This is a genomic window from Paraglaciecola sp. L1A13, assembly GCF_009796745.1.
In the GTDB taxonomy this organism is placed as follows: domain Bacteria; phylum Pseudomonadota; class Gammaproteobacteria; order Enterobacterales; family Alteromonadaceae; genus Paraglaciecola.
Genome location: NZ_CP047024.1, coordinates 890,986 through 914,952, shown reverse-complemented (window position 1 = coordinate 914,952; position 23,967 = coordinate 890,986). Strand labels below are relative to the sequence as shown.

Below are 23,967 nucleotides of genomic sequence, written 5' to 3'. Positions count from 1 at the left end.
TACAGTAATAATCATCGTGTCACTCCCGTCGGGCACTTCATGATACCACCTCGCCTATCTGGCGTCGGAGTATACCGACGATCGCCCCCCCCAATAACATCAACCCCGCTAGGACCGGCACGTGAAATTGCTCGTGATTTATTAATGGTGGCGGTGCATCAAACTCCACCTTGGCATCCTGACTAATTAGTTCAAACGCCTGCTGCACGGCACCTTCATCAGTGGCACGGAAAAACAGACCGCCGGTACCTTCTGCGATATCCCTTAAGAGTAATGTGTCGATTTCTGAAGAGCGCATTTCCTTTCCGACGCGATTACCCGCATAATCATAGATCGGCATGGGTACATCACCTTCAGCACCTGCACCAATGGTATAAACAGCCACTTTTTCATCAGCCGCTAGGGAGGCTGCCTGGCGCGGATCTAAGGCTCCCTTGTTACTGGCACCATCGGTTAACAAAACCACGATGCCCCCCGCCCCTTCGGTTTTACGCCCTTGCCGCAGACGCTTAAGAGACACGCCAATAGCATCACCGATAGCGGTGCCGTCTTCAATCAATCCGATACTCAAACGTGCGGCCTGTTTACGCAGCCAGGCGTGATCAAAAGTAAGAGGAGCAAAGGTATAGGCACGACCGGCAAAAGTAACGATACCGATGCGGTCTTCTGGCCGCTCATTGATAAACGCCGAGATAATTGGTTTGATAGCCTGTAGACGATTGACGGTTTGCCCGCCCTGCTGGAAGTCTTCTGCATACATACTTGTGGAGAGATCAATCGCAATGATTAGATCATACCCCTTCTTGCGATAATCGAGTTGTGGAACCACCTGTTGAGGTCTGGCCATACCAATTATCAACAGAAATAACGCGACATAGACTAAGGCGACCATCCAAGACGGTGCGTCGCTGCGGGCAGACCCGCGCCATTGTTCCGCTTCGGGAACAACCCAAACTGCTGTGCCCCGACGACGGCGCAGCAAAATTGCTAAAGGCAATAGCAGCAGTAACAGCAACCAATAGGGATCGTGAAATACCCACTCTGTCATGGTAATTTAACCTCTACCATCTTCCGCCAGCCTGGTGTTGTTGAAAGTGATGTACCAAGGCCTTCAAGGTATCCGCTTCGCTATCGATCTTTAGACGCGCATCCACTAGAGGAAATAACTTTTCGAACCAAGACTCACGCCATTTCTTCCAGTGTGCATGCGAAGAGCGTGTTGCTCGGGATGTGGTGTCGAGATTGACAATACGCCCAGCAATCGGATCATACGTAGAAAGTCGAGTATTTTCCGGTAGGGCACTGTCCCAAGCATCGTCTGCACGGACACCAATGGTTTGACAACGCTGTTGTAGCGCCCGCCATCCCACAGGTATTACCCCAGGCAAGAAAGCCCCAAACCATAAAATTACACTTCCGTTAGTGGCAGCTCGGCGAATCATTCGCCAAGGCATATCGGACTCTGGCTCTCGATCTAATGCTGGGGCCGGCTGTCCAAGTAGTCTTGCTGCAGTGCGCAGAGCACTCTTTCGACCTGATTGAGGACGCTGAAACCAGTTATGTTGGGGAGAGGAATAAAACAGACCGATACGATCACGATGAGTGGCGCCAAGTAACATTAGCAACCCGGCGACCTCCAATAATACGTCTCGCTTGCTACGAGTACCCGAGCCAAATTGCAGCGCCGGGGTATCTTCGAAAACAAAAATAATGGACAGTTCGCGTTCTTCAATAAACTTTTTGCGATAGGGTTCCCCCAAACGCGCGGTCACGTTCCAATCGATATCTCGCATGTCATCTCCCCATTGGTATTTTACCACCTGATCGAATTCCATACCCTTACCGCGGAATACTGATCGATAGTTACCACTCAACGCGGTACTGACAGCATGTTGTACCTGCCATTCCAGACGTCGCAATACAGTGCGCGGCGCCAACGGTAAGGTGTTATCAGCAAACTGTTGTGAAGAAACTGGCATCAGTGCAGCCCTTAATAATTAGCCATATCGGGAACCGCTGTTTTATCCAGCAAGTCCTTCAATACCGCATCTGTGGTGACACCCATGGCTTCAGCCTCGTAGCTCAAGCCAATACGGTGACGCATAACATCCACGAAAACGGCTTGCACGGCAGCGGGATTGACGAAGTCTATACCGCGAATCCAGGCCAGTGCTTTACTGGCTTGAAAGAGGTTTAGTGACGCTCGAGGCGATGCACCAAACGATAACGTCGCTTCGGCGTCGCTGTCAGTTTGCTTGGCCAAATCTCGTGTAGCCCTCACCAGCTCAACAATATAAGCCTGAACCGATTCCGACATATACATCTGGTCAACCTGCTTACGCAACTCAAGGAGTTGCTCTCCATCAGCCACCGCAGTCACTTCTGGTTGTGATGTCATCTGCCCCCAGCGTCGCATCAACTCCAACTCTTCTTCCTGTGTGGGATAATCCAGCAACAATTTAAACAGGAAACGATCTAACTGAGCCTCTGGCAAGGGGTAGGTTCCCTCCTGCTCCATTGGATTCTGTGTCGCCATTACCAGAAAAGGTTTTGGCAAAGAATGAGTTGTTCCACCAATTGTCACCTGCCGCTCTTGCATCGCTTCTAGCAGCGCTGACTGAACCTTCGCTGGTGATCGGTTAATCTCGTCGGCCAATACCAAGTTAGCGAAAATCGGCCCCAAATGAGGTGTGAATTTACCGTCGCCGGTCGAATACACCATGGTTCCGACGATATCGCTTGGCAATAAATCCGGCGTAAACTGAATACGTTCGAAGCTTACACCCATTGCTTTGGCCAACGCATTAATCAATGTAGTCTTGGCCAAACCCGGCATGCCCTCAAGCAGAACGTGCCCGCCGGTTAATAAGGCAATCTGCAAGCGTTCAATAATTTGCTTCTGACCCAATACCGCTTTACCCACTTCGGCATCGAGGATTCGTGCCCAGGATGTTCCAGCGGTACCCATAGCACCCAGTTGTTTAGCTTGTTGCATCATCATTCCCAATACCACCCGAAATTGCTGCGCCATTAACCGTTCACTTCATCGGCCCAATCCGTGAACTGCGCATCCATAATTGCTTAAGACCAAGAGTAAGACTTCCGTACCGGATTCCACCAATGAATTTATCCTGCCGAGACATAACCAAGGGTTATGTCGTTTCAAGATTTACCAAAATAGATTGATAATCTCGCGCCAAAAGCCTCAGAGTTTTGATGTTATACTCGCACCTTTGTTGCCTACAAATGTATGCCATGCATCTTCCCAAGTAGTCTATATATCTGCATGGGGATCGAGATAGACGCCCTTATCGAGCTTACCCTCGCTTTTGCCCACCAAAACGGACACCATGGCGTCACCCGTTACGTTGACTGAAGTACGCACCATATCCAGTAGACGATCCACCCCGATAATGAGGGCAATGCCTTCGACCGGTAAACCAACTTGAGTCAACACCATTGAAAGCATAATCAAGCCAACTCCTGGAGCACCGGCGGTACCAATAGACGCTAGGGTTGCGGTGAAGATAACTGTGACGTAATCCGTCATGGTCATGTCTACCCCGTACACCTGTGCAATAAAAACCGTGGCTACCCCCTGCATAATCGCAGTTCCATCCATGTTGATGGTGGCTCCAAGAGGAACTACAAAGCCCGCAACCTCTTTATGAACGCCCAGTCGATGCTCCGCGGTTTCCAGGGTAATCGGCAAGGTGGCACCGGAAGATGCCGTACTAAACGCGAACGCCCACGCCGACCGCATTTTTTTCAACAATGGCCATGGCGACAAACCTGACAACACCTTTAGCAGCAGGCTATAAGTGACTACCGCATGAAAAATAAGCACTCCGAGCACTGTAAAAAAATACGCAGCCAAGTCCAGAATCACGGCAAAGCCTAACTTGGAAAATAGCGACGCCAGCAACGCAAAGATTCCGTAGGGCGCCAGCGCCATTAAGACCATCACCAAGCGCATAATGACCTGCTCAAGGTCCCGAAAGAAATTTGCGATTCGCTGGCCTGACTCGCCCGCATGAGAGATGGCGTAGCCAAATAAAAGTGCAAAGACAATGATCTGCAGCATGTTACCTTCAGCCATCGCTGCAATCGGATTGGAAGGCACGATATTCACCAATATATTCATAAACGGTGGCGTTGGCGTTGTAGTGAAATTTGTACCACTGGCACCATTGATATTTTCTCCAGGGCCGACCAGCACTGCCACCAGGAGTGCACTCCCAATTGCAAGCGCTGTGGTCAGTAGATACAACCCCATCGACTTACCGGCAATAGGTCCCATTCGAACGCTGTCACCGAGAGAACTGGAACCACAGATGAGAGATACCAACACCAAAGGCACCACCAGTAATTTGAGCGATGACACAAACATACGGCCGATGACATCGAGCACACCGTCAACAATGTAAACGTGTAAAAAACTACGGATGCCTTCGGAAATTCCAGTGCTACCGAGGATCAGATTTAGCAGTGTTCCGACCAAAATGCCGACCAACATAGCTATCAAAATACGATTGGTTAAACTCATAAAAGGTTCTCATAGCATCGATAAATATTTCGTACATTGGCTCTGTAGATAGCCATGAACGGACATAGCAAACATGGATTTCGGGATAGCAAATGCGGACGTCGCCACCTGTCCAACCGATCTGGATAAAATTCCAGTCATCAACTAAATCGGACTAAGTATTCGCGCAAATACTCGATATTGGCAGTAAACGCCGAAGGGGGGGCCGTCCCTTTCCAGGCTTGGATTAATTCCTAAAAAACCTGTGTTCAGCGATTAGATCTCTTTTTTTAAAGCTGCGTTGGAGATAATGAAACCTTTCTTAATATTCAATTAGCCAGCACAACAATAGCTATTGAGCAATTTCTGCTGGATAAGTGGCTGACTTTCTGAGACATCAAAGATAAAATGCAATTATCAAGCCACAACATCCAGTTCAATAAATTACCGACAATAAGCTTAAAAGGCAGATTTGACTTGTTCTATATTGGCGCATTAAATTACAAAAGCACTAAAATAGATAAATTCCCTACTATAAATATGGAATTGATTCGCAAGAAATTTAGTCTTCGATGTCTTCGTAAGAAATTATTATTAAACGCTATAGCAAGTGAAAAAATGAGGCATAAACTCTAGGTTAAGCCACACTCACAAGCCCCCGTATGCCATGAACGAATCAGATTAGCGGCGGTAGTTTCAACTGCGTCTTGAATGGCCCGGCGAACTACATCTTGTGCTCCATCAACACGGTAGACGGCATACAAAGTGACAGGGAGAGCTTGTGCCAGATGCCGAACCTGAATAGAGGGCCCGCCAGATAAGGCTGTGAAAGCGTCCACAAGAGCTACGCCCTCCCCACCACTTACTAATTCCCGAGCGATCCAATACGTCTGGACCCAAGTTGAAATTTCAGGGGCCGGTTCTATTTGATTGAGGATAGAATCAATCTGACGCCCCAGATTATCGTCGGTAGCAATACCGATAGTCGCAACGCCGCCCAAAGAATTCAGACTTAATGGCCGCGATATTTCTGCACTATCCCAAGTACCGTCGGCAGCGATAAGCACAAGCTCAGTGCTGTAAACAGCTTCACAAACTAGGTCTGGATGCAGAGTCTCTTGTAAAGTGATACCGATATCAGCCTCACGCAGAACCAGAGAACGCAACATTTCATTAGAGTGCTGGGTTGATAATTCGATATTGACCCGGCCCAGTTTGCGACGTACATGAATGATCGAACTAGGAACGACCGAATTGCCCAGCGTCGGCGTACTGACAACCCTCAAAATATAATTTTCAGCGCGAGCGATATTCGATGCCAGGCGCTGTAGATCACGCAACTCATCGAATACCCGCTCCATTTGCTTGCGCATTAGTACGCTCTCGTGCGTAGGCTGCAACCGTCCTTTGGCACGCACAAACAGAGGAAATCCGAGGCTCCTTTCTGCTTGCTGTAACAGTTTAGTTGCTCCCGGTTGGGAGATATGAAGTAAGGTTGCTGCGTCGGTTACTGTACCTGTTTCCAGAATAGCTTGGAAAATCTCGATATAACGCAGTCGCATGGAGCACATCCGTTTTGTGAAGCTAATCTGCATAACTCACTATTCCTCCTTCAAAAGTTATTACTTTGAATAAGCAGATTTCACGCCAATGGATAAAATTTAAGCAAATTGATTGGTGATCGTTCACTTATGGTCGTTGGGGATATGTACTTAAAAGAAGGTGTTAATTCGGCGCAGCGCTCGTCATTATTGACCCACAAACGAACTGTAGTCATAGAGCTGTACAATTTAGCTAACGGTATTTCGTTCAGATAATAGCTCAACAATAGAATCAAAAGTGATTGGGTTTTATTTGTGCAATTAATCGAGAGATGCTTCCCAATGGTGCAGAAACCAGGTCATTGGGTATTAGTAGGGTCACATTTCGATCATGTTAAGACCAGTAATGATCCTTTCGTCATAAAACGCAATCCATAGACCTTATCTCAGGTCGCTTACAAGATTCGCGATTTAACCTACTATTGGGTAGGGAAATGTAATTTTGTGGAACTCATGTCTGTTAGCTTTCGTTAAGGCCATTGGGTCAGATATATCAAGAGCACATGTCCGCGTAATAATATTGTCGACTAGAATATCGTTGTTGGCCGTCACACCAATGGAACCGCTCATTTAATACGCATTGGTGGCATCCTAACAGGCCATGAATTGGTTACTCAGGGCTCCATTTCTGTTTAAGCCCCATCTAAATACAGATAATTATCTGTGCTGGGATGCCGTCTGTCGCTGCCAGACATCGTCTGCTTAATTGGATCTCTTCGAGCGGTAGAGATAGTTCTTTACATTGCATTTCTAAAGATATTTTTTCATCGAGTTCACTGCTCCTTGTTTAGCATATAGCGCCGAGCTTTGAGGTTTATCCGCAACAGCGCCATGTTAGCAGTTTTAGTATCATGAGAATGCACTCAATAATTTTAATTTAAGTTCTTCTAGGATCTCTATCCCAGCTGATTCAAAATCCTGATGCAGAATTTCATTTAATTTGGGTTGGACAGATCTTAGCTTTAAAATAGCTTGATTGTCTGCCTCTATCAGCTGGCAAGTTAAAGCTAATGCATCATAGTAGTTAGGGCTGTGATCCCGAAGGTTTTGAATGAATTCAGGAGCCGCGCCAAATTGTTCTATGGCAAGTATTGAAAAATAAATAGAGATGCCTTCATTCAATATGGTGGGTTTTTCTTGGTTACGTGTTTCGACAGATGTTGTTGGATATAGAAGGTGGTAAATTTCGTGGAATAATTGAAAGTGTAATTGAATTTCATCATTACGTGCCTTTTCACTTAAAGATATAGCTACCCATCGCTCATCAAGGTAATAGCGTAAGTGTGAGCCCATATCGGTAAATTTAGTGCCAATATACTTCCAATCAGAGCACATCGGTCCGAACTACTCTTCAGTCTTAGAGAGATATTGTTTTGAGATTTCTTCAATATCCATGACTTCACCTATGCTGCGAACTGTTTATTAGTAAGACCTTACCTTGCATGGTTGGAAAGTCCAATGACCGCTTTTCGCTCAAAGCTGCCTATCAGATGATAATATAAATCTAATCCTCAAAACTGTAAAAAGATATTAGCCACTACATTTAACGTTAAAAATAATATGAAGTTTTTTCTATTGATTTTTGGCTAATTTCATCCCACGATAACTTCATACCTAAGGACAATTATAATAGTTATTTTTTAACGACTTAACGTCTACAGTAGTTTTTCTTACCTTCTCCACATTATTGATTTCATATTATTTTTTCTTATTAAACAGATAGTTAATGACTTTTCACGTTGATTTTCGTGTATGTTTTGCCTATTTTTGCAATATAGAAACAACACTTACCTACGCAGTCTCAAGCCAAAGCTAATGCCTTGGTTTGAGTAAACTATTCGATTCAGATAATGACGAAATCACCTATGAACGCAGAAAATACGACGACAACCAAGAGCAAAAACATAAACCTAAAAATTGTTCAAAAAGTCATCGAGTTGACCACTAAAAAAGGTTATCCGTTGAAGGACAAAAATCTAAACGGTTTTGCCCAAGCATTCGCTAAGGATGAACTAAATATCGTATACACAGCCCGATTTTCAGGCGCTGAAATTCTTCCCGGACACCGGGCTTACATCGTGGATATTTGGTATAAACACAAGAAGGTGTACAACATAGACTTTCAGGATATCGATGAGTTATCAGGTTGTGGAAGACGACCTAAAGGAGTTTGGCTGGACAAGCTTATGGAGCTAAAGTTATGAAAAAAAACGTAGATACACCCATCGATATTTTAGAACTTTCTTATGTTATTGAACGCGATTCTCAGAGTGGGGATTTGTCCCGTAGCCTTCTTCAACCGGGGCACACACTATACGAACCCGATCCAAAAGTCCCAAGGGGATTGAGACGACATTTACCATCAGGAAATATTGAACTCAGCTACTGGCAAGATGGCAAATTTGTCGTGGCAAAAATCAACCCCGAACGTGAATCTGACAACTAGATTCCAACTAACGTAACAATATTCACTATTCCAAAAACAGATGTAAACTGCATTAAACTCCTGCGTACTTGTCGTTCAACGGTATACTTTAATTCGATAGGGAGGCGGCTATAATCTAAATCCATTTTATCAACCATACTATTTCCTTTTAGCTCTTGTTAAGCATTAGTAATATTAGTGAATAAATATTTTTAATTACTATTAGTTTTTTCAATAATTGACTTGGTCATTTCATTAAGTGTTGATTGTTCAAATTTAGTTTTATCGTTAGATAGTGACTTAGCGAGTGCCTTGAAAACATCCAAGCCATGTTGAAAAATAGGACCACCTGAAGTTAAATTAACTCTCAATTCCATGATGTAAGGGTTGTTATTGGGCTTGTAATTAAATTTATACAATAATTGAGTTAAAGCTCTCAGATAAGCCAGAATTTCTCCGTTTTCGTAAAATCGGTAAATATTTAAATCTGCACAATTTTCTTTTCTATCTTTCGAATTTATGCTGTAAAAGCCAGTAACTGGAGTGCTATCAAACGTGTAACACAATTTCACTTCGGGAGAAAGGTAGGCTAATTGTTGTGCAAGGCCGCCACCAAGACTATGCCCGGTGGTTACCCATTTATAATTTTCTGAACATTTATTTATTTCAGGAATTTTTTCAAATTTAATTTTACTCTCTATGGTAGTGAGAAGTGATTTAAAATGTTGTTGTAGTTGTTGATAATAATTTTTTTTCCCCAATGCTAAACCTGAAAACCAATGTGCATTTGCAAACCAATCATTTATTTTTGTAAATCTTGTTCCCCTAAACGCTATGCAAATAAATGTTTCTGATTTTGATAAGAGATAGAATACTCGAAAAGACAATCCTTTTTCATGATTTTCATTGTTTAACCATGTTAATTCTTTATCAGTTAATTTTAATTCTTTCCAATTAGCATCGACTTTGAATTCTGGCTTATCTTTCAGAAATTCATCGAGACCTTGGTCTACTTGTTTACCATTGTCATAAGCAAGTGAGCTTAGGATTGAATACTGCCAACTATACAAAAGATTTTTATCTAATTTACCAGCTAAGATATCTGAAAGTTTATACATCCGATCATCTGAACGAACTATTACTTCATCTTCATTCTGTTGAAGCGGATTCTCTTTTAGTCCTACCATGCTAAATTCCGTCAAACACTCAAAACGTGTTTGACTAATTCAAACACGTTTACTGTTAACTGTTAAGTTACTTTTAACCAATTATAGCAACTCAATGAAAGTACTAATTTTTCAAAATGTCGCTGTGAATAGCAACATCCAACCATCAGAATCACGCTTTCTAAGTAATTTACTACTATCAACTTCAGTGGTTGTATCACCATCTTTTAAGTCGCCACGAATAGTCGTAAAATCTGTATCAATGAAATAACCAAATCCCACATTCATGGATTTCCCTTCACCTCGATACCACCCCATCATCGGACCAAAGCCTATGGTTGTCCCGAATCCACCGCCTTCTTGTTGAGCCAAACTAACAGCTAGAAATGGTCCGTATCCAAATTGTTCGATTTGATTTTCTTCAATTCCAAAATACCAATGAGTTTCGATCATTAAAGCCATTTGATAATCAACTTCCTTACGGATTCGAATGACTCCTTCAACATCATCCGTATTTTGTCTTTCAATTGTAATGTCTTCTATATAGGACTTATCACTGTATGAAAGGAGTGCAATGGCTGGATTCCAATTAAATCCACCAAAGTCATAGGCTTTTTTGATACTTTCAGCTTGGGCTTGTTCTGCTTTTACATTTTCAATAACCTCGCTTGGGTCAACTGAATCATCCACGCTTTTCGCTGCAGTAACTGTTGTCCCCAAAGTACTATTCCCATTTGTCGAAGTAGCCATATTACAGCTTGATAACCTTGATGCGATTGCAGCACTGAGTGGTTTTTGAAGAGATAAAGAAGTTTTATTGCTCAGCCCCTTTAGGTAAATCTCTGAGGCTTCCTTTTCATAATATGCTTTTGGAAGTGCAAATCCCGCAGCAACGCACTCGTCTATGGTATTAAACTTGTTCTTATAACCATTTTTTATTTGAGAGTAATAACTAGAATTAGAATCATGGCAGAGACCACTGGAGGTAAGTTTGATTTTTTGATTACTTATGTCTTCGATAGCGCACATTGAATAACATAAAGACGAGAACCCCATTGAGCAAACAATGGATAGTATGACCTTATTCATATCAGTATCCTTGGTCGAATTAATATTATGCCTTTCAATGATTAAAGATTTCGACCGCAAACATCCGATATGTATAAACCATCCCATGGCAAAGGTATACTACGACAAAACTGCTCAAAAAAACAACAGGCATGGGTGTTTTTTTATGTTGACATAAATATTTAATAGAAAGTTCTGAGCCAGAACAAGCCTAATTTCCTTTGATTTCAGTTATATTGTTGTAGATTAGGAAACACTACCAACTATAAAATATTGGCAATTTGATCTTCCCCCAGTTTCGTAGACACTTAACTTGCCTGTGAATATGTATTTTCATATTCATCTGGGGACACATGTCCAAGGTGGCTATGCAGTCGAGTTCGATTGTAAAACACCTCAATGTAATCGAACAAATCCGCTTTGGCTTCACTTCGGTTCACGTACACTTTTCGTTTCACTCGCTCCGTTTTAAGTGAGTGAACAAACTTTCCGCAACCGCATTATCTAAACAATGGCCTGGGCGGCTCATGCTGGGTATCAGATTATGAACACTTAAAAAGTCTAAATAGTCACCGCTGGCATATTGACTGCCCTGATCACTGTGTACTATCACCTCTGATACCGCAGGTCGTCTCCATATCGCCATCAGTAACGCTTTAATCACGATATCTGATGTCATGGTAGGTTGCATCGACCAACCAATAACCTTTCGTGAGAACAAGTCCAACACCACGGCCAAATACAGCCAGCCTTCATAGGTTTTGATGTACGTTATATCTGATACCCAAGCGGTATCAGGCTCGCTCACAACAAATTGCTGTTGTAGATGGTTATCTGCTGCAATATGAGGCGTAGAAGACTTGAAGTAGCGTCGCTTATAGCCAATATTAGCTTTGAGCTTGGCCTGCTTCATCAACTTAGCAACACGATTCACACCACACCTTTCACCTTGTCGCCTAAGATCATGCGTGATCCTAGGGCTGCCATAAACAGCCCCACTTTGCACATAACTTTCTTTGATGCGTTCAAGCAAGCGCTCATTGTCCTGTGCACTTTTTGATAATGGTTGCTTCGACCAGGCGTAAAATCTACTACGACGAACGTTTAACACATGGCACATGGTACTGACACGATAAACATGGAGTCGGGATTTTATGAATGTGTACCTTTCTTTGACTCGCTTACAAAGTACACGGCGGCCTCCTTTAGGATGTTAAGCTCTTCTGTCAGGTGCTTAACTTCAGCTTTAAGTTTGCGTATTTCTTCTTGCTCTGCCGATTGGCTAGCGGGTACTTTTACCTTACTCACCCAGTAATAGAGTGACTTATCTGATATACCTAAACGTTTAGAAACGTCAGGTACAGAATAGCCTTTTTCAACCACTTGGCGAACGGCTTCTTGTTTAAATTCATCGAGATATTTTTTACTCATAACACTTTTTACCTTACTTCAGTTTCTAAGTAAAAAGTGTCTACAAAGTTAGGGGAAGATCATTTATGAAATACCGTAACCGTTAGATCAACAATTATTTCGCTTTGAACTACTCAGTTAAGGTATGCCAAGTCAGTTGGGTATCCAAAACACTTTTCAGTAGCGCCAATGGAATTTCATTAACATCAGAATAGACGCTTAGAGTAATGTCATCTTCCTGAGAGTGCCCAGCGATCCGTTTTATAAGATAATGCTCAGCTCCTCCTTGGACGCACTTAGAAATCATAGTTCGGCGGTTACAGTGGAACACCACAATTTTACCAAGTTTTTTTTCGTTTTCGGTATTGATCCCAATATTTTTGAGTACAGTCCTGTTAAACCAGCGGCTGATAGGATCTCCCCAGCCTGAGCTTCCTGGTACCGACTTACCTTTGCGTATCTGCGAAAATAGCAGTGTCTGCCCCGATTTTTTTAGAGTATCTACATACTCAATGAACCCTTTGTCTAACAAATATTGTGCAATTGGGATCGTTCTTTCAGATGCCTCATTTTTTACATCTAAACCATGTAAGTCAAAACACCATAGATTTTCAATCAACTTAATATGACTCAGAGGCAATGCCGACATTTCATTGAGTCGCATCCCCGTGTAAAGCGAAATAGGTAAATACCAACTTGCATCATCTCTAAAGTCTCGCGCTTCTCGGCTGTCGATGGGCTGATAGTTCAATTGAGCCCTTATTTCCTCGGCAGTAAACGAGCGGCGTTTGGGCCCCTTAGCTTTGCCCTTAGCTTTAGCTATAGAGACACCTTCAAATGGATTCTTCATATCTGCATGGACATTTTTAATAAACCAGGTAAAAAATGTCCGATAATTTGACAGAATCCCATTGATTGTCTTAGTACTAAGGTGTTTGTCTCTACAACCTTTAGATTCATTTTGGAATCGATTGAGCAACATATGTTTGACATCTTGTGTCTCAACTTTTGAAAAAGTTCTCGCATCAAACGAACTAGAGACTAATTCATAAAGTAACTCAAACGATACTTCGTACTTCATCAATGTCTTAAGCTCTAGGTTAATACTTTTTTCGGATTTAAATTTCTCGAACTGCGCTTTTATACTGTAAAATGACGCTTCTTGAGCGAGTTCCTTTTGACATTTTCCATGCAGTTTGTCTTGCATTTCTTTATGCAGCGACAGCGCATGTAACAATTCTATTTGAGGTGCATGCGAAAATGATTCATTAATCTCATTAATGTATTCGTAAGACTCAGATTTTTTCTGGAGTTCATTTAACTGGGTGACTAATGCGTTAAGCATCTTCACACACTCTAGATACTGGCTATTCAGTGTATCTACTGGTAGCGCTAACGGTATTTCAGTTTGTGTAACCCTACTCACAAGATGTTTGCGTTCACTTATATTACTATGAAAATCGAGGCGCGCTGTCAAATTTTTGAAATCCGAATCTGATCCTTGTTGGTATCTCGTCAGCTCTCGACCTATACCCGATTCAATGTGAATTTTTCCAGCTTTGAGAAGCATCTCAAACTTTTTTCTTAAAGCGACTCGAAATTTTGCGGCTCGCAAATCGTCATGTAAATCGAGAAATGGAGGTAAAGGTTTAGGAGCGTCAGACCCATCTGTAGTAAAACAGCTAAGCTGTCCAGGATTATCTGAATTCAACCTGACCTTTGTTATATGTGATTCGCTACTTTCCATGTGCAATTCCCTCATTAAATTCCGTTTTATATATAAAGCTAACCATCGTGCATCGTCAAAATCGGGGGTTCCAAGAGAAGCGACAAAATGACTACCACTGATATCATATCCCATTTTCTCAAAAACGCCGGCGCGCAAGCGAAAAAAATAATTTGACGAGGTTTTATACTTATAAACGTATGAGGTATGACTTTTTTTCATGACGGCTCTGTCCTTTGTGACAGAGTTCTGTGACAGAGTATTGCTCTTCACCAAATCCTAAAACGCAAAAATCCCCGTAAATACGGGGCTCTGAGCTTATTTGGCGGAGAGAGAGGGATTCGAACCCTCGTTAGGTTTAACCCTAAACACACTTTCCAGGCGTGCGCCTTCAGCCACTCAGCCACCTCTCCAAAACTTTCTATTTTTTCTTCGAATATATATCGAAGTTAACACGTCCATGATGATTGACACCCAGTCCGTACATCCAGCCGGGTGCTGCTTTGCACCTAAAGAGGCCAACTTCACCCGCCTCTGCAAATTGTTGAAATGTAAATGTACTTACATTTCGAATTTTTTGCTTTACCGTCTTTAAATCACCAAGCGCAATATTCAGACAAGCTTTTAAGCAGGCGCGTATGTTAGGGAAAACAGCCTAGCTGCGCAAGTGTTTACTGTGAATAAGCGAGTGAGACGGTGGTTTATTGTTCAATTATCGAAATTTTATTGAACTCACCGCCCTTAGACGTATTTATAATACGAATTACGCAGGTAATTCAATTTTTCCGTCTATGACCATGATGCAATCCATACCGGCATTTTTTGCTGCTTGTCGGCCGATCTCTGTGTCCTCAAACACCACGCATTCGTCGGCTCTGAGACCCATATTTTTTGCTACTGTTAAAAACGTTTCGCCGTCAGGTTTGCCATGCGTCACGTCAGAAGATGTCACTACAGTTTCAACTCTATCAAGTAAACCTGTTCGCGTTAACATACGAATCGCATTGTCTCTCTCTGAACCGGTGCCAATTCCCATTTTAAGCGTCCCTTCATAACGCTGCATGACCTTAAAAGTATCGTCAATAACAGTTAGATCATCATCAAGGGCAAGCCAGGCTTGTCGTTTTACTTCGGCAACTTCATCTAAATCGTGATTTTGACCGTATTTTTCATTGAGTAACTTAGCAATATCCCTTGAGGGCACGCCGCCGAGAGCATGAATATATTGCCCATCATAGGGATAACCAAAATGCTCACAGGCTTGTTGCCAAGCGACTGCGTGAGAGCCCATTGAATCGATTAACGTGCCGTCCATATCGAATACAATTCCTTTATAACGGCTTAAATCTGGCATGAAACACTCCTAAATTGTGGGATTAAAACAATACTCTACACTGTAGATGTGGACGAAAAATGAAAAAGCCAGCATTAGCTGGCTTGCAAATTATTATTTAGGTCAGAACGCTCAGCTATGCGTTGCCAGTCACTTTCATTTTCAGTTCGGCAGAAAAGTCTAACATTCTGTTAAGTGGTACTAGGGCTTTTTTACGTAGTTCATCATCAACAAATATTTCATGGCCCGTTGTCTGTGTTAGCGCTTCATAGATAGCTTGTAAACCGTTCATGGCCATCCAGGGGCAATGTGCGCAGCTTTTACATGTTGCGCCGTTCCCGGCGGTTGGTGCTTCAAGTAAAATTTTATCAGGCGCTGCGTGTTGCATTTTATAAAAAATACCGCGATCAGTTGCCACAATAAAATGACTATTGGACATTGTTTTTGCAGCATTGATTAACTGGGTAGTCGAACCAACCGCATCGGCTAATTCGACCACACTGGCCGGTGATTCAGGGTGAACTAATACTGCTGCATCGGGGTAAAGGTGTTTCATATCGCGCAATGCTTTAGCTGAAAACTCGTCATGCACAATACATTCACCTTGCCACATCAACATGTCAGCACCGGTTTCTTTGGCAATATAAGCACCTAGATGACGATCTGGCGCCCAGATTATTTTTTTCCCCTGAGCATCTAGATGCTCAACAATTTCAAGCGCGATGCTTGAAGTGACCACCCAATCGGCGCGCGCTTTTACCGCTGCCGACGTATTGGCGTATACCACGACCGTATGATCGGGGTGGGCATCACAGAACGCTGAAAACTCGTCTTCAGGACAACCAATATCCAATGAGCATGTCGCTTCAAGCGTTGGCATAATTACGGTTTTATTCGGACTGAGTATTTTTGCTGTCTCGCCCATAAAACGCACGCCCGCCACTACCAGAGTTTGCGCATCGCAATCTCGGCCATAACGTGCCATTTCTAGGGAGTCAGAAATACAGCCACCGGTAGCTTCTGCCAAGGCTTGAATCTCAGGATCGGTATAATAATGCGCAACAAGCGTGGCATTTTTTTCGACCAGAAGGTGTTTAATTTTGTCGATATAATCTTGTTGCTGAACAACAGTTAATCGCGCTGGTTTTGCTGGAAACGGATAATCCACCGTACCAATTGAAAGTGCTTGGTTCATAGTGCTAAGTTGGTTACCACAAACATCATAAATCGTCCGGACAGTATACCGCCTGTGCGAACAAAAATCACACTTCCCGTTAAATCCAATTTTGTGAGTTTAATCCGCTTGCAGGAATTGTTGATAGCGCGAACGCCAGTAGCCGCCTTGTTCAGCGTTACCATCGGCATCAAAACCTTGATAAAAATTAATGTAAGCAGGCGTTAACAATGACTTATTTGTTAGACGATCTGCCCAGGCTTGCAGGTAAATTTGCGGAATGTACGGTACATCATAAAACTCCATAAAGGTCATTTTAGCACTGGGTTTATAAGCTTGCGCTTGATGGTTATCACATGTACGGGATTGACTGATTGCCAATGTTTTACCATTTATCAGCTTTTTCCAATCATGCACGTCAGGCTTTTCATTAGCATTACTGACGCGCAAATTAGGCGCATCACCGCCTGTACATATAGCCGTAGCAAGAGCTGAAGACAAAGGATATTCATCAACAAAACCAGCGAAATGGGCAAGTTCGTGCACAAACACATTGTAGTCATCTTCTGTGTCTAAAAACATAACTCCGTTGTGTACATTTGCTTTGCCAACTGGTGCCAGCACCACCACATGAGTAAAACGTTGACGAGTGAGAGACTGACTTAGCTGGGTGACATCACATCCTAAACGCCCCGCACCTTGCCAGTTATCAGAGCACGTTAAGGCATTTGCTGCTAACCAAATAGGTGTATTTATACAAATGGGTAATCCCTGTAAACGATGGTCGCGTTTAAACTGTTCAATGAGTTCTTCACCTTGCAACACAGATTGTAAGGTACTAGCGACAAACTGTAACTGCTGGGCGCAATGCGTAGCTGTGCGTTGAGGTTTCAATGTTGCAAACTCTGCCTTGCGCAGCTCCTTTTTCTGCGGATCAATCCGCATATTGAGTAGACGTGAAGCATGGGTACTGCCCAGATGTTGAGCCTTTTCCAATAATGCGATAGCCTCAAATTCATCTCCTGAAAGGGACAACCACTTGGCATAAAATACTGCGCTTGCAGGGTCTCGCTGTGCAGCTATTTTGAGCCAGTACTGCGCTTTTTGTGGTTCACTTTTAGCAATCCAATGATGGTATAAGGCTATTTGTGCATCGATATCTCCGCGCTTTGCGGCGTAAGTCAGCGCTTTACGCGATGCCTTACCTCGACCATTATTTGCTTGAAGGTGTGAAAAATATTGCTGAGCTTGAGGAGCGCCGGCTAATTTAGCAAAATGCAACCAATAAGCATTATTTTCGGCTATGGCTCTTTGGCTTAAAAGCGCCAGAGCTTGATTATCGCCAGCTTGATAAGCTCTATACAAAAAGTGCAGCGGGAAATCACTGATATTTGCTTGGGAAGATAAAAACGGCAGGTAACGGATAACATCACTACGCCCAGCAAGAACCCACGCAATAACGCAGAACAATAAAAGGCTGCTTTTTAGCACCAGTTATAACTTAAACTCAAAAACGCGCTTAAGGACCTTCACTTTCTGCGACCGCGTCATCACGAAGCATATCAAGCTCTAAGCGCGCATATCTGTGTTCAACATATTCGAAGACATTAGTGCTCAAGGCCAATTTGAAGTAATTAGAAGCAACGCCACGATTGCCCAGTGCTGAGTTGTACTTACCTAAATAAAAATAGGCTTCACATAAGCGGTCTGTTAGTTCCTGCTGACTCGTGACCCCTTGAATTAGCCCGTTTAACAATTCTTGTTCATCAATTCTACCTAAATAAAGGTCGACCAAATGCGTTGCCCAATTATCTTCATCTAAATTTTCGCGATTGTCACTCAATGCCATCAGCGCTTCTGTCTTATCCAGTTCACTGCGTGCTATAAAAGCCCAAAGCGCTCGGTATGGATCTGATTCATCTTTGCGATAAAACTCGCTAAAATCGTTCACTGCTAGATCGGCACGGCCACCGTAATAAAGGGCAATTCCACGATTTAAAAAAGCGAATTCATAATCGGGATTAATGTCTAATGTGGCATCAAACGCTTCATAGGCCTGAATGAAGTTCATTTGCTGGGTGTAATGCACACCTAAAGAGTTATACGCTTCAGCCATATTTGGTTTTAATCGCAGAGCATTATCAAAGTCATACTGGGCTAATCCAGCTAACCCTACGCTGTCATATAACATACCGCGTTGATGCAGTAATTCCGCTCGTTCTTGATCTTCTAAAGGGGCTTTAGCCAAAATTTGACTATACCGTGCAATGGCCATTTGTGAACGCACACTCATGGGTGCAGGCTCTGCGAGTAGTAAATTACTCATTTGTGCTTGACTAGACTGGGCTTGATTGCCATTAGCGCAACCGCCAAGTAACAATCCTAACAATATTAGAGAGAGAAATTTATTTTGCATAAGAATGTTCGACGCTTGACCTAAAAGTGATGGCGATAAAAAAGCGAAATCAGCCAGAAAGTGACGTTTAATTAAATGGCAGAGTGGCGTATTTAGTGAGAAATGTAAAGACAACCACAGCCCGAAAGTTGCGTTCTACTGTATCAAGTTGTAAAAATAATGCACACTAGCGGGCTACCACAAAAACAAGCGGTGCTATTTTGAACAATCCACAAACCGACTTACAAACTTTATTTAATGCGGCCCTAGACGTGCAGGCTAAAGCCCATGCCCCCTATTCAGATTACAGGGTCGGTTCAGCTTTAGTCGCTGAAGACGGCGAAATATATACTGGCTGCAATGTAGAAAACGTATCATTCCCATTAGGCCAATGTGCAGAAGGCAATGCACTTGCCGCGATGGTTGCAGGGGGTGCAAGGCAGGTAAAGGAGATATTAATCGCTAGCCCAAATGAACATTTTTGTTCGCCTTGCGGCGGCTGTCGTCAGCGTATTTTTGAATTCGCCAGCAAAGAAACTCTGGTGCATATGGCCACCAGCGAAGGTGAAATAAAAACGCTGAGCATGAACGATATTTTACCCTTTGCATTTGAACAATAGGCTTAAATAGATCGAACAAAAAAACAGCATTGCCAAATAATAAACTGCGGTTATAATGAGCGACGTTTTATAACGTATGCACATAGAAACAATCTATGTTCGATATGTCCACTTTCTTTACACCGCTTTTAAAAAGTCAATTACCTAGTTAGATAATAGATTGAATTAAAAGGAATTATTGAATCTGGCCCAGTTAATGCATTGTAATCATTTCAAATGACAGTTTGCAGTTAGGTAGTAGTTAAGGAGTAACCTATGACAAGTTTATTTAAGAAAGCGAAGTTTTACTCGGTAGCAGCCCTTTTGGCCATTGCCACAACACAACACGCTAGTGCAGCTGTAATTACTTTAGGCGGCCAAACAGCCACCGACGGTTCCGGCCAAACCAGTTTAAAAGTTAATGCAGATAATACTATTGACACACTTAGCGAAGGTTTCTTCGTTGAAACGTTTGATAAAGCCACTGCTATTTCAGGCTTTCCGTTATCACCAGTAGAAAGTTATAACGTTACGGGTAAGTCTACGGGTTGTGCGATTAACTCACCATTGCTTATTAGTCCTAGCGCAACATCAGTATTAAATGTACGCACAGGTTCTGAGCATAATGTTGCTGCGGCACCAGCTGGAGACAGCACATGTTACGCTTACACCACGCCAGAAGTGCGCGGTGAAAATAGTTACGTAGACATTGATTACACTGATTTCTTGGCTAGCATTGGTGATTTCGAATCATCGCTTGTCGGTTCTAGCATTGATTACCTAGGCTTTTACTGGGGTTCAATCGATACATACAATACGTTTGAATTCTATTCAGCTTCAAACGTATTAGTAGGCAGCATCGACGGACAAGAGATCCTAGATTTAGTTGGCGGCGTTGAAGGCGATAGATTGTCTGATAAATCTAACGTTTACGTGAATATTGATTTTACAGTAGACGAAGCATTTACGCGTTTACGCGTTATTTCATCAGGTGTAGCGGGTGAGTTTGACAACATTGTAGTAGGTCTAACTAACCGTGAAGTACCTGCTCCGGCTGGACTGGCATTTTTAGGCTTAGGTCTGATGGGTTTAGCACTACGTAAAAAATTAAAAAAATAATAAATTTCAATCTTAAATTTTAAAGCCGGCTTGCCGGCTTTTTTTATGCCTATAGTATTTATAATATCGGTGTCAGGAAATAATGCACTCAATTAATTAAAATCCAATTGCACGATATCAGTTAGTAATCCCCCTTAAGTAAATTCATTATAACCAATTTACATGTTGGTAAAAAAAATAAAAACTCCTTTTTAACCAAGACGTTACCTTAGTTATACCATTCCTACAAACAGCCAATTCATCCATGCTAACAAATAATAATTTGATTGAAATTAAACCAGTACATGGGAATTTTTTACAGTAACTGTGTGTTATTTGCATCACCAGTCGCGCAAAATTTTACACATTTGGTGAGGTCGTCATAAGGTCTAATTGCAACTGCATGAAATATATGGGTTTATTTAATTGGCTCGAATTGTGCTTATACTTTAGTAGCAGTCAATGTAGCTGCATAACGGAGTTACAAATGAAAAACTTGTTCATAAACACAAAATACTTATTTACTACCACAGTGATTGCATTGGCTGTGAGCCAATCTGTAAATGCTGCGGTTATTACCTTCGGTGGTCAGGCTGCGACCGATGGTTCTGGCAAAACGAGCGTTAACGTTAATGCCGATAACACAATTAATTCACTAAGCGACGGTTTCTTCGTGGAAACCTTCGATACAAACACTGCGATTACGGGTTTAGACTCGGCGCAAAATGAAGACTACAACGTCGCGGGCGCGTCAACAGGCTGTGCAATCAACTCGCCGTTGAGCGTTACCGCAAGCGCAACGTCAGTGTTGAATGTCCGTAAAGGTTCATCCAGAAATGTTGCCGCTGCACCAGCTGGTGACACGGGATGTTACGCTTATACAACACCATCAACAGTTGGCGTCGATAGCTACGTTGACATTGATTACACCGACTTTTTAGCCAGCTTAGGTGCAACTGTGCCTTCGTTAGCAGACTCGAGTGTCAATTACTTAGGTTTCTATTGGGGCTCAGTAGACACGTATAACTCGTTTGAGTTTTACTCTAACGATGTATTAGTAAGCAGCATTACCGGTGCAGAGTTGTTGTCCCAGTTAAATGGTACGTCAGGTAACCAAGCTGCAGATTCATCTAACGTTTACGTGAATATAGCCTTTGAAGCCAATGAAGCGTTTAACCGTTTACGGGTTATCTCTTCAGGTATAGCGGGCGAGTTTGACAACATAGTCATCGGCTTAGACAAGCGCGACGTACCAGCTCCAACAAGCCTGGCTATTTTAGGTCTAGGTTTACTTGGACTTGGTGTAGGCAAGCGTTTTAAAAAGTAACTTCTGTCCCAGTCATTTAAATTAAAAGTCGGTTCGCCGGCTTTTTTTGTGGCCGTTTATCAGTCCTGAACACTGAATAAACACCAATCAAAACAATATGAATTTTTTATTACGTCTGGGAGTTTTACACCCAGTGTCATATTTATGTTGCTCAACACAGTTAAGATCCGGCAGATTTTTTGGACCTTGGCGAGTAAATACCAATGAGCAAAACGCTGCACAAAGCACCGTTGTTTTTTATCCATGGGCAATGGAAAGATAACGTATCTGAGCGTGCTTGTGAGTCTCAGCAAAAAGCTAAGCCTTGTGGTCAGCATTTTATCGATGGCCTATTTAAGGCGCACTGGCGCGATGTATGTCGCCTATTGCACAAGTGTTATGGTTCTGGTCCCCCTGAGCCCGAAGATGTTGCACAAGAGGCTTTTAGCCGATTCGCACAGATGAACAATATCGCGGAGGTACAGGATCCCAAAGCCTACATCATCAAAATAGCAATTAATATCACCTTAAAATCTATCGGTCGTTTATGTAAAACCCGCAAATTTATTGACCAGCAGTTAACGCTAAATACAGATCAATGTGACGATATTTGCCCAGAAACCATTCTACAAGGTGAACAACGTATTGCAGCGATTCAAAAAGGCACAGAACAGTTAACAGATAAACAACGGGAAGTATTAATGCGCGCCCGTATAAAAGGGCAAACTTACATGCAAATATCCGCCGATACCGGTTGGAGTATCGCGGATATTAGCCGTCAACTGAATAGCGCAATGGCTATTTTAGAAAGTGTCGATGAACAAGCCGATAACCCTGCGTTAAAAACAAATATTATCTCTCCCGTTAAACGTGGCCAAGCGTCCATTCGAAAGAGCTGAAATCATGAAACATGAAATAATTGAGCCTGTGGCGCATGATCCCGACGGCGACCAAACAACGACCTCACTGGAAAATGCGCCTAATGTTCAAGCGCGAGAATGGCTGACCTACTTACATTCCGGTCATACTACCTCTGAAAAGCGTGAAGCATTTATTCTATGGCTTAACAGTAATGAATTGAATCAAGAGGCATTCAAGCGGTGTCAGCGAGTTTGGCAGACAATAGGCATGACAGATTGCGCTGTGGACTGGATAACACAACACGCTACTCAAGAATCAGTCTCGGCGGCTAAAACCAAGCCTAAGCACATACTCGCAAGAGCAGCAGTTTTACTAAGTGGCTTAGCAGCCAGCATCGCGTTATTGGTCGTTAATGGCGTATTTCACACCACGGATACATTAGAAATCGCGGTACCGGAAACGCTCTTTACCTCATCAATTGGGCAGAATCGTATGATTACGCTGAGTGACGGTTCAGATGTCATCTTAGCGGGTAATTCAAGTATATTAGTCAATATTGATCAGTACAAACGTCACATAACGCTGCGTAAAGGTAGTGCTTACTTTGATGTGACGCATGATCCTTCCCGGGTATTTGCCGTGACAGCGCAGCATACTCAAGTGCGTGTGCGAGGAACGGCATTTGAGGTAGAACACAGTCCTGATAATGAATTAAAAATTTCGGTTCAACGAGGCTTAGTTGACGTAGTAGATCTGCCTGAGGACGACAACGAAGACGAGAAAGTACTGCAGTTACACCCTTATGAACAATTGCAGGCCAACATAGATGGTGCATTTATTGGCGACGTTTCTCGTTTCGACCCTGAAATAGAATTTGCTTGGTTAAGCGAACGATTTATTTACGATAATGCGCCGTTAAAAAGCTTAGTGATGGATATTAATCGGTATACAAAAAAGCCGGTTGTTATCCTAGATAAAGACATCAACGAGTTACCGATCACCGCGTCCTTCACCTTCAAACAAATAGATCAAATGTTGGCGGGTTTAGCCGCTGCTTATCCTATTACATTAACCGAAGAAGATACCCGCAACGTATTGACGAAACATTAACATGCCGCGCCTGTATGCCTACCTATGGCATGCAGGCGCTACGCGCGAATTTGCATGAACAATACACATGAATAAAGAACCTCAATACACAAAATAAACTCCTCATGATTGGTGAAAATAATCAGGAGTAAATAATCACCCGCAGTGTGAAGTTTTTATGAAACCTGACG

The 23,967-nt window shown here is 42.8% G+C and carries 20 protein-coding genes, 1 tRNA gene and 2 pseudogenes; 7 read left to right on the top strand and 16 right to left on the bottom strand.

Features of this window, described 5'->3' with window-relative positions; translation table 11 throughout:
• Positions 1-37: 37 nt before the first annotated feature.
• From GQR89_RS03740 to GQR89_RS03715, 7 genes and pseudogenes are all read right to left on the bottom strand, one after another.
• Positions 38-1,048, bottom strand: coding sequence for a VWA domain-containing protein (locus GQR89_RS03740; RefSeq protein WP_158768826.1), 1,011 nt, complete (start codon positions 1,046-1,048; stop codon positions 38-40).
• Positions 1,049-1,061: 13 nt separating this feature from the next.
• Positions 1,062-1,979, bottom strand: coding sequence for a DUF58 domain-containing protein (locus GQR89_RS03735; RefSeq protein ID WP_158768825.1), 918 nt, complete (start codon positions 1,977-1,979; stop codon positions 1,062-1,064).
• 11 nt (positions 1,980-1,990) lie between these two features.
• The gene (locus GQR89_RS03730) at positions 1,991-2,968 is read right to left on the bottom strand and encodes a MoxR family ATPase (RefSeq protein ID WP_199271411.1); all 978 of its coding nucleotides are present in this window, start codon (positions 2,966-2,968) and stop codon (positions 1,991-1,993) included.
• Between the two features lie 306 nt (positions 2,969-3,274).
• Entirely contained in the window at positions 3,275-4,546 is a 1,272-nt protein-coding gene (locus GQR89_RS03725) for a dicarboxylate/amino acid:cation symporter (RefSeq protein WP_158768824.1), read from the bottom strand.
• 611 nt (positions 4,547-5,157) lie between these two features.
• Positions 5,158-5,898 carry a LysR substrate-binding domain-containing protein gene (locus GQR89_RS03720; protein WP_233269069.1) on the bottom strand — a complete coding sequence of 247 codons (741 nt, stop codon included), beginning with the start codon at positions 5,896-5,898 and terminating at the stop codon, positions 5,158-5,160.
• 21 nt (positions 5,899-5,919) lie between these two features.
• Positions 5,920-6,087, bottom strand: a pseudogene (locus tag GQR89_RS21690) (LysR family transcriptional regulator); the annotation flags it as partial.
• Positions 6,088-6,975: 888 nt separating this feature from the next.
• The gene (locus GQR89_RS03715) at positions 6,976-7,461 is read right to left on the bottom strand and encodes a hypothetical protein (protein ID WP_158768822.1); all 486 of its coding nucleotides are present in this window, start codon (positions 7,459-7,461) and stop codon (positions 6,976-6,978) included.
• Positions 7,462-7,991: 530 nt separating this feature from the next.
• Between GQR89_RS03715 and GQR89_RS03710 the strand changes: the two genes are divergently transcribed.
• Positions 7,992-8,330 (top strand): hypothetical protein, encoded by a 339-nt coding sequence (locus tag GQR89_RS03710; protein ID WP_158768821.1) that lies wholly within the window; start codon positions 7,992-7,994, stop codon positions 8,328-8,330.
• Positions 8,327-8,572, top strand: a complete 246-nt coding sequence (locus GQR89_RS03705; protein ID WP_158768820.1) for a hypothetical protein — start codon at positions 8,327-8,329, stop codon at positions 8,570-8,572. Before GQR89_RS03710 ends, GQR89_RS03705 begins: the two co-directional genes overlap by 4 nt.
• 191 nt (positions 8,573-8,763) lie before the next feature.
• Here GQR89_RS03705 and GQR89_RS03700 read toward each other — a convergent pair whose 3' ends face one another.
• The 9 genes and pseudogenes from GQR89_RS03700 to nlpI form a co-directional block, all read right to left on the bottom strand.
• Entirely contained in the window at positions 8,764-9,738 is a 975-nt protein-coding gene (locus tag GQR89_RS03700) for a hypothetical protein (protein WP_158768819.1), read from the bottom strand.
• A 111-nt stretch (positions 9,739-9,849) separates the two neighbouring features.
• Positions 9,850-10,806 carry a hypothetical protein gene (locus GQR89_RS03695; RefSeq protein ID WP_158768818.1) on the bottom strand — a complete coding sequence of 319 codons (957 nt, stop codon included), beginning with the start codon at positions 10,804-10,806 and terminating at the stop codon, positions 9,850-9,852.
• A 287-nt stretch (positions 10,807-11,093) separates the two neighbouring features.
• Positions 11,094-12,216, bottom strand: a pseudogene (locus GQR89_RS03690) (IS3 family transposase).
• A gap of 109 nt (positions 12,217-12,325) precedes the next feature.
• Positions 12,326-14,143: a hypothetical protein gene (locus GQR89_RS03685; protein ID WP_158768817.1), complete on the bottom strand. Its 1,818-nt coding sequence runs from the start codon at positions 14,141-14,143 to the stop codon at positions 12,326-12,328.
• Positions 14,144-14,244: 101 nt separating this feature from the next.
• Positions 14,245-14,334 (bottom strand) — tRNA-Ser (locus GQR89_RS03680).
• Positions 14,335-14,684: 350 nt separating this feature from the next.
• Positions 14,685-15,275: an HAD family phosphatase gene (locus GQR89_RS03675; protein WP_158768816.1), complete on the bottom strand. Its 591-nt coding sequence runs from the start codon at positions 15,273-15,275 to the stop codon at positions 14,685-14,687.
• 115 nt (positions 15,276-15,390) lie between these two features.
• Positions 15,391-16,449 (bottom strand): quinolinate synthase NadA, encoded by a 1,059-nt coding sequence (nadA, locus tag GQR89_RS03670; RefSeq protein ID WP_158768815.1) that lies wholly within the window; start codon positions 16,447-16,449, stop codon positions 15,391-15,393.
• Between the two features lie 99 nt (positions 16,450-16,548).
• Positions 16,549-17,898, bottom strand: coding sequence for a sel1 repeat family protein (locus GQR89_RS03665; RefSeq protein WP_233269068.1), 1,350 nt, complete (start codon positions 17,896-17,898; stop codon positions 16,549-16,551).
• 49 nt (positions 17,899-17,947) lie between these two features.
• Positions 17,948-18,844, bottom strand: coding sequence for a lipoprotein NlpI (nlpI, locus tag GQR89_RS03660; protein ID WP_158768813.1), 897 nt, complete (start codon positions 18,842-18,844; stop codon positions 17,948-17,950).
• 200 nt (positions 18,845-19,044) lie between these two features.
• Between nlpI and GQR89_RS03655 the strand changes: the two genes are divergently transcribed.
• The 5 genes from GQR89_RS03655 (at position 19,045) to GQR89_RS03635 (ending at position 23,797) form a co-directional block, all read left to right on the top strand.
• Entirely contained in the window at positions 19,045-19,443 is a 399-nt protein-coding gene (locus tag GQR89_RS03655) for a cytidine deaminase (protein WP_158768812.1), read from the top strand.
• A 255-nt stretch (positions 19,444-19,698) separates the two neighbouring features.
• The gene (locus GQR89_RS03650) at positions 19,699-20,541 is read left to right on the top strand and encodes a PEP-CTERM sorting domain-containing protein (protein ID WP_158768811.1); all 843 of its coding nucleotides are present in this window, start codon (positions 19,699-19,701) and stop codon (positions 20,539-20,541) included.
• 466 nt (positions 20,542-21,007) lie between these two features.
• Positions 21,008-21,847, top strand: a complete 840-nt coding sequence (locus tag GQR89_RS03645; protein WP_158768810.1) for a PEP-CTERM sorting domain-containing protein — start codon at positions 21,008-21,010, stop codon at positions 21,845-21,847.
• Positions 21,848-22,050: 203 nt separating this feature from the next.
• Positions 22,051-22,725: an RNA polymerase sigma factor gene (locus GQR89_RS03640; RefSeq protein WP_158768809.1), complete on the top strand. Its 675-nt coding sequence runs from the start codon at positions 22,051-22,053 to the stop codon at positions 22,723-22,725.
• Between the two features lie 4 nt (positions 22,726-22,729).
• A complete protein-coding gene (locus GQR89_RS03635) occupies positions 22,730-23,797 on the top strand; it encodes a FecR domain-containing protein (RefSeq protein WP_158768808.1) in 1,068 nt (355 codons plus the stop codon).
• Positions 23,798-23,967: the final 170 nt, after the last annotated feature.

Excerpts from the sequence above, each read along its gene's own strand:
- GQR89_RS03740 (WP_158768826.1), bottom strand. The coding sequence starts at position 1,048 with ATGACAGAGTGGGTATTTCACGATCCCTATTGGTTGCTGTTACTGCTG.
- GQR89_RS03735 (WP_158768825.1), bottom strand. The coding sequence starts at position 1,979 with ATGCCAGTTTCTTCACAACAGTTTGCTGATAACACCTTACCGTTGGCG.
- GQR89_RS03730 (WP_199271411.1), bottom strand. The coding sequence starts at position 2,968 with ATGGGTACCGCTGGAACATCCTGGGCACGAATCCTCGATGCCGAAGTG.
- GQR89_RS03725 (WP_158768824.1), bottom strand. The coding sequence starts at position 4,546 with ATGAGTTTAACCAATCGTATTTTGATAGCTATGTTGGTCGGCATTTTG.
- GQR89_RS03720 (WP_233269069.1), bottom strand. The coding sequence starts at position 5,898 with ATGCGCAAGCAAATGGAGCGGGTATTCGATGAGTTGCGTGATCTACAG.
- GQR89_RS03715 (WP_158768822.1), bottom strand. The coding sequence starts at position 7,461 with ATGTGCTCTGATTGGAAGTATATTGGCACTAAATTTACCGATATGGGC.
- GQR89_RS03710 (WP_158768821.1), top strand. The coding sequence starts at position 7,992 with ATGAACGCAGAAAATACGACGACAACCAAGAGCAAAAACATAAACCTA.
- GQR89_RS03705 (WP_158768820.1), top strand. The coding sequence starts at position 8,327 with ATGAAAAAAAACGTAGATACACCCATCGATATTTTAGAACTTTCTTAT.
- GQR89_RS03700 (WP_158768819.1), bottom strand. The coding sequence starts at position 9,738 with ATGGTAGGACTAAAAGAGAATCCGCTTCAACAGAATGAAGATGAAGTA.
- GQR89_RS03695 (WP_158768818.1), bottom strand. The coding sequence starts at position 10,806 with ATGAATAAGGTCATACTATCCATTGTTTGCTCAATGGGGTTCTCGTCT.
- GQR89_RS03685 (WP_158768817.1), bottom strand. The coding sequence starts at position 14,143 with ATGAAAAAAAGTCATACCTCATACGTTTATAAGTATAAAACCTCGTCA.
- GQR89_RS03675 (WP_158768816.1), bottom strand. The coding sequence starts at position 15,275 with ATGCCAGATTTAAGCCGTTATAAAGGAATTGTATTCGATATGGACGGC.
- nadA (WP_158768815.1), bottom strand. The coding sequence starts at position 16,449 with ATGAACCAAGCACTTTCAATTGGTACGGTGGATTATCCGTTTCCAGCA.
- nlpI (WP_158768813.1), bottom strand. The coding sequence starts at position 18,844 with ATGCAAAATAAATTTCTCTCTCTAATATTGTTAGGATTGTTACTTGGC.
- GQR89_RS03650 (WP_158768811.1), top strand. The coding sequence starts at position 19,699 with ATGACAAGTTTATTTAAGAAAGCGAAGTTTTACTCGGTAGCAGCCCTT.
- GQR89_RS03645 (WP_158768810.1), top strand. The coding sequence starts at position 21,008 with ATGAAAAACTTGTTCATAAACACAAAATACTTATTTACTACCACAGTG.
- GQR89_RS03640 (WP_158768809.1), top strand. The coding sequence starts at position 22,051 with ATGAGCAAAACGCTGCACAAAGCACCGTTGTTTTTTATCCATGGGCAA.
- GQR89_RS03635 (WP_158768808.1), top strand. The coding sequence starts at position 22,730 with ATGAAACATGAAATAATTGAGCCTGTGGCGCATGATCCCGACGGCGAC.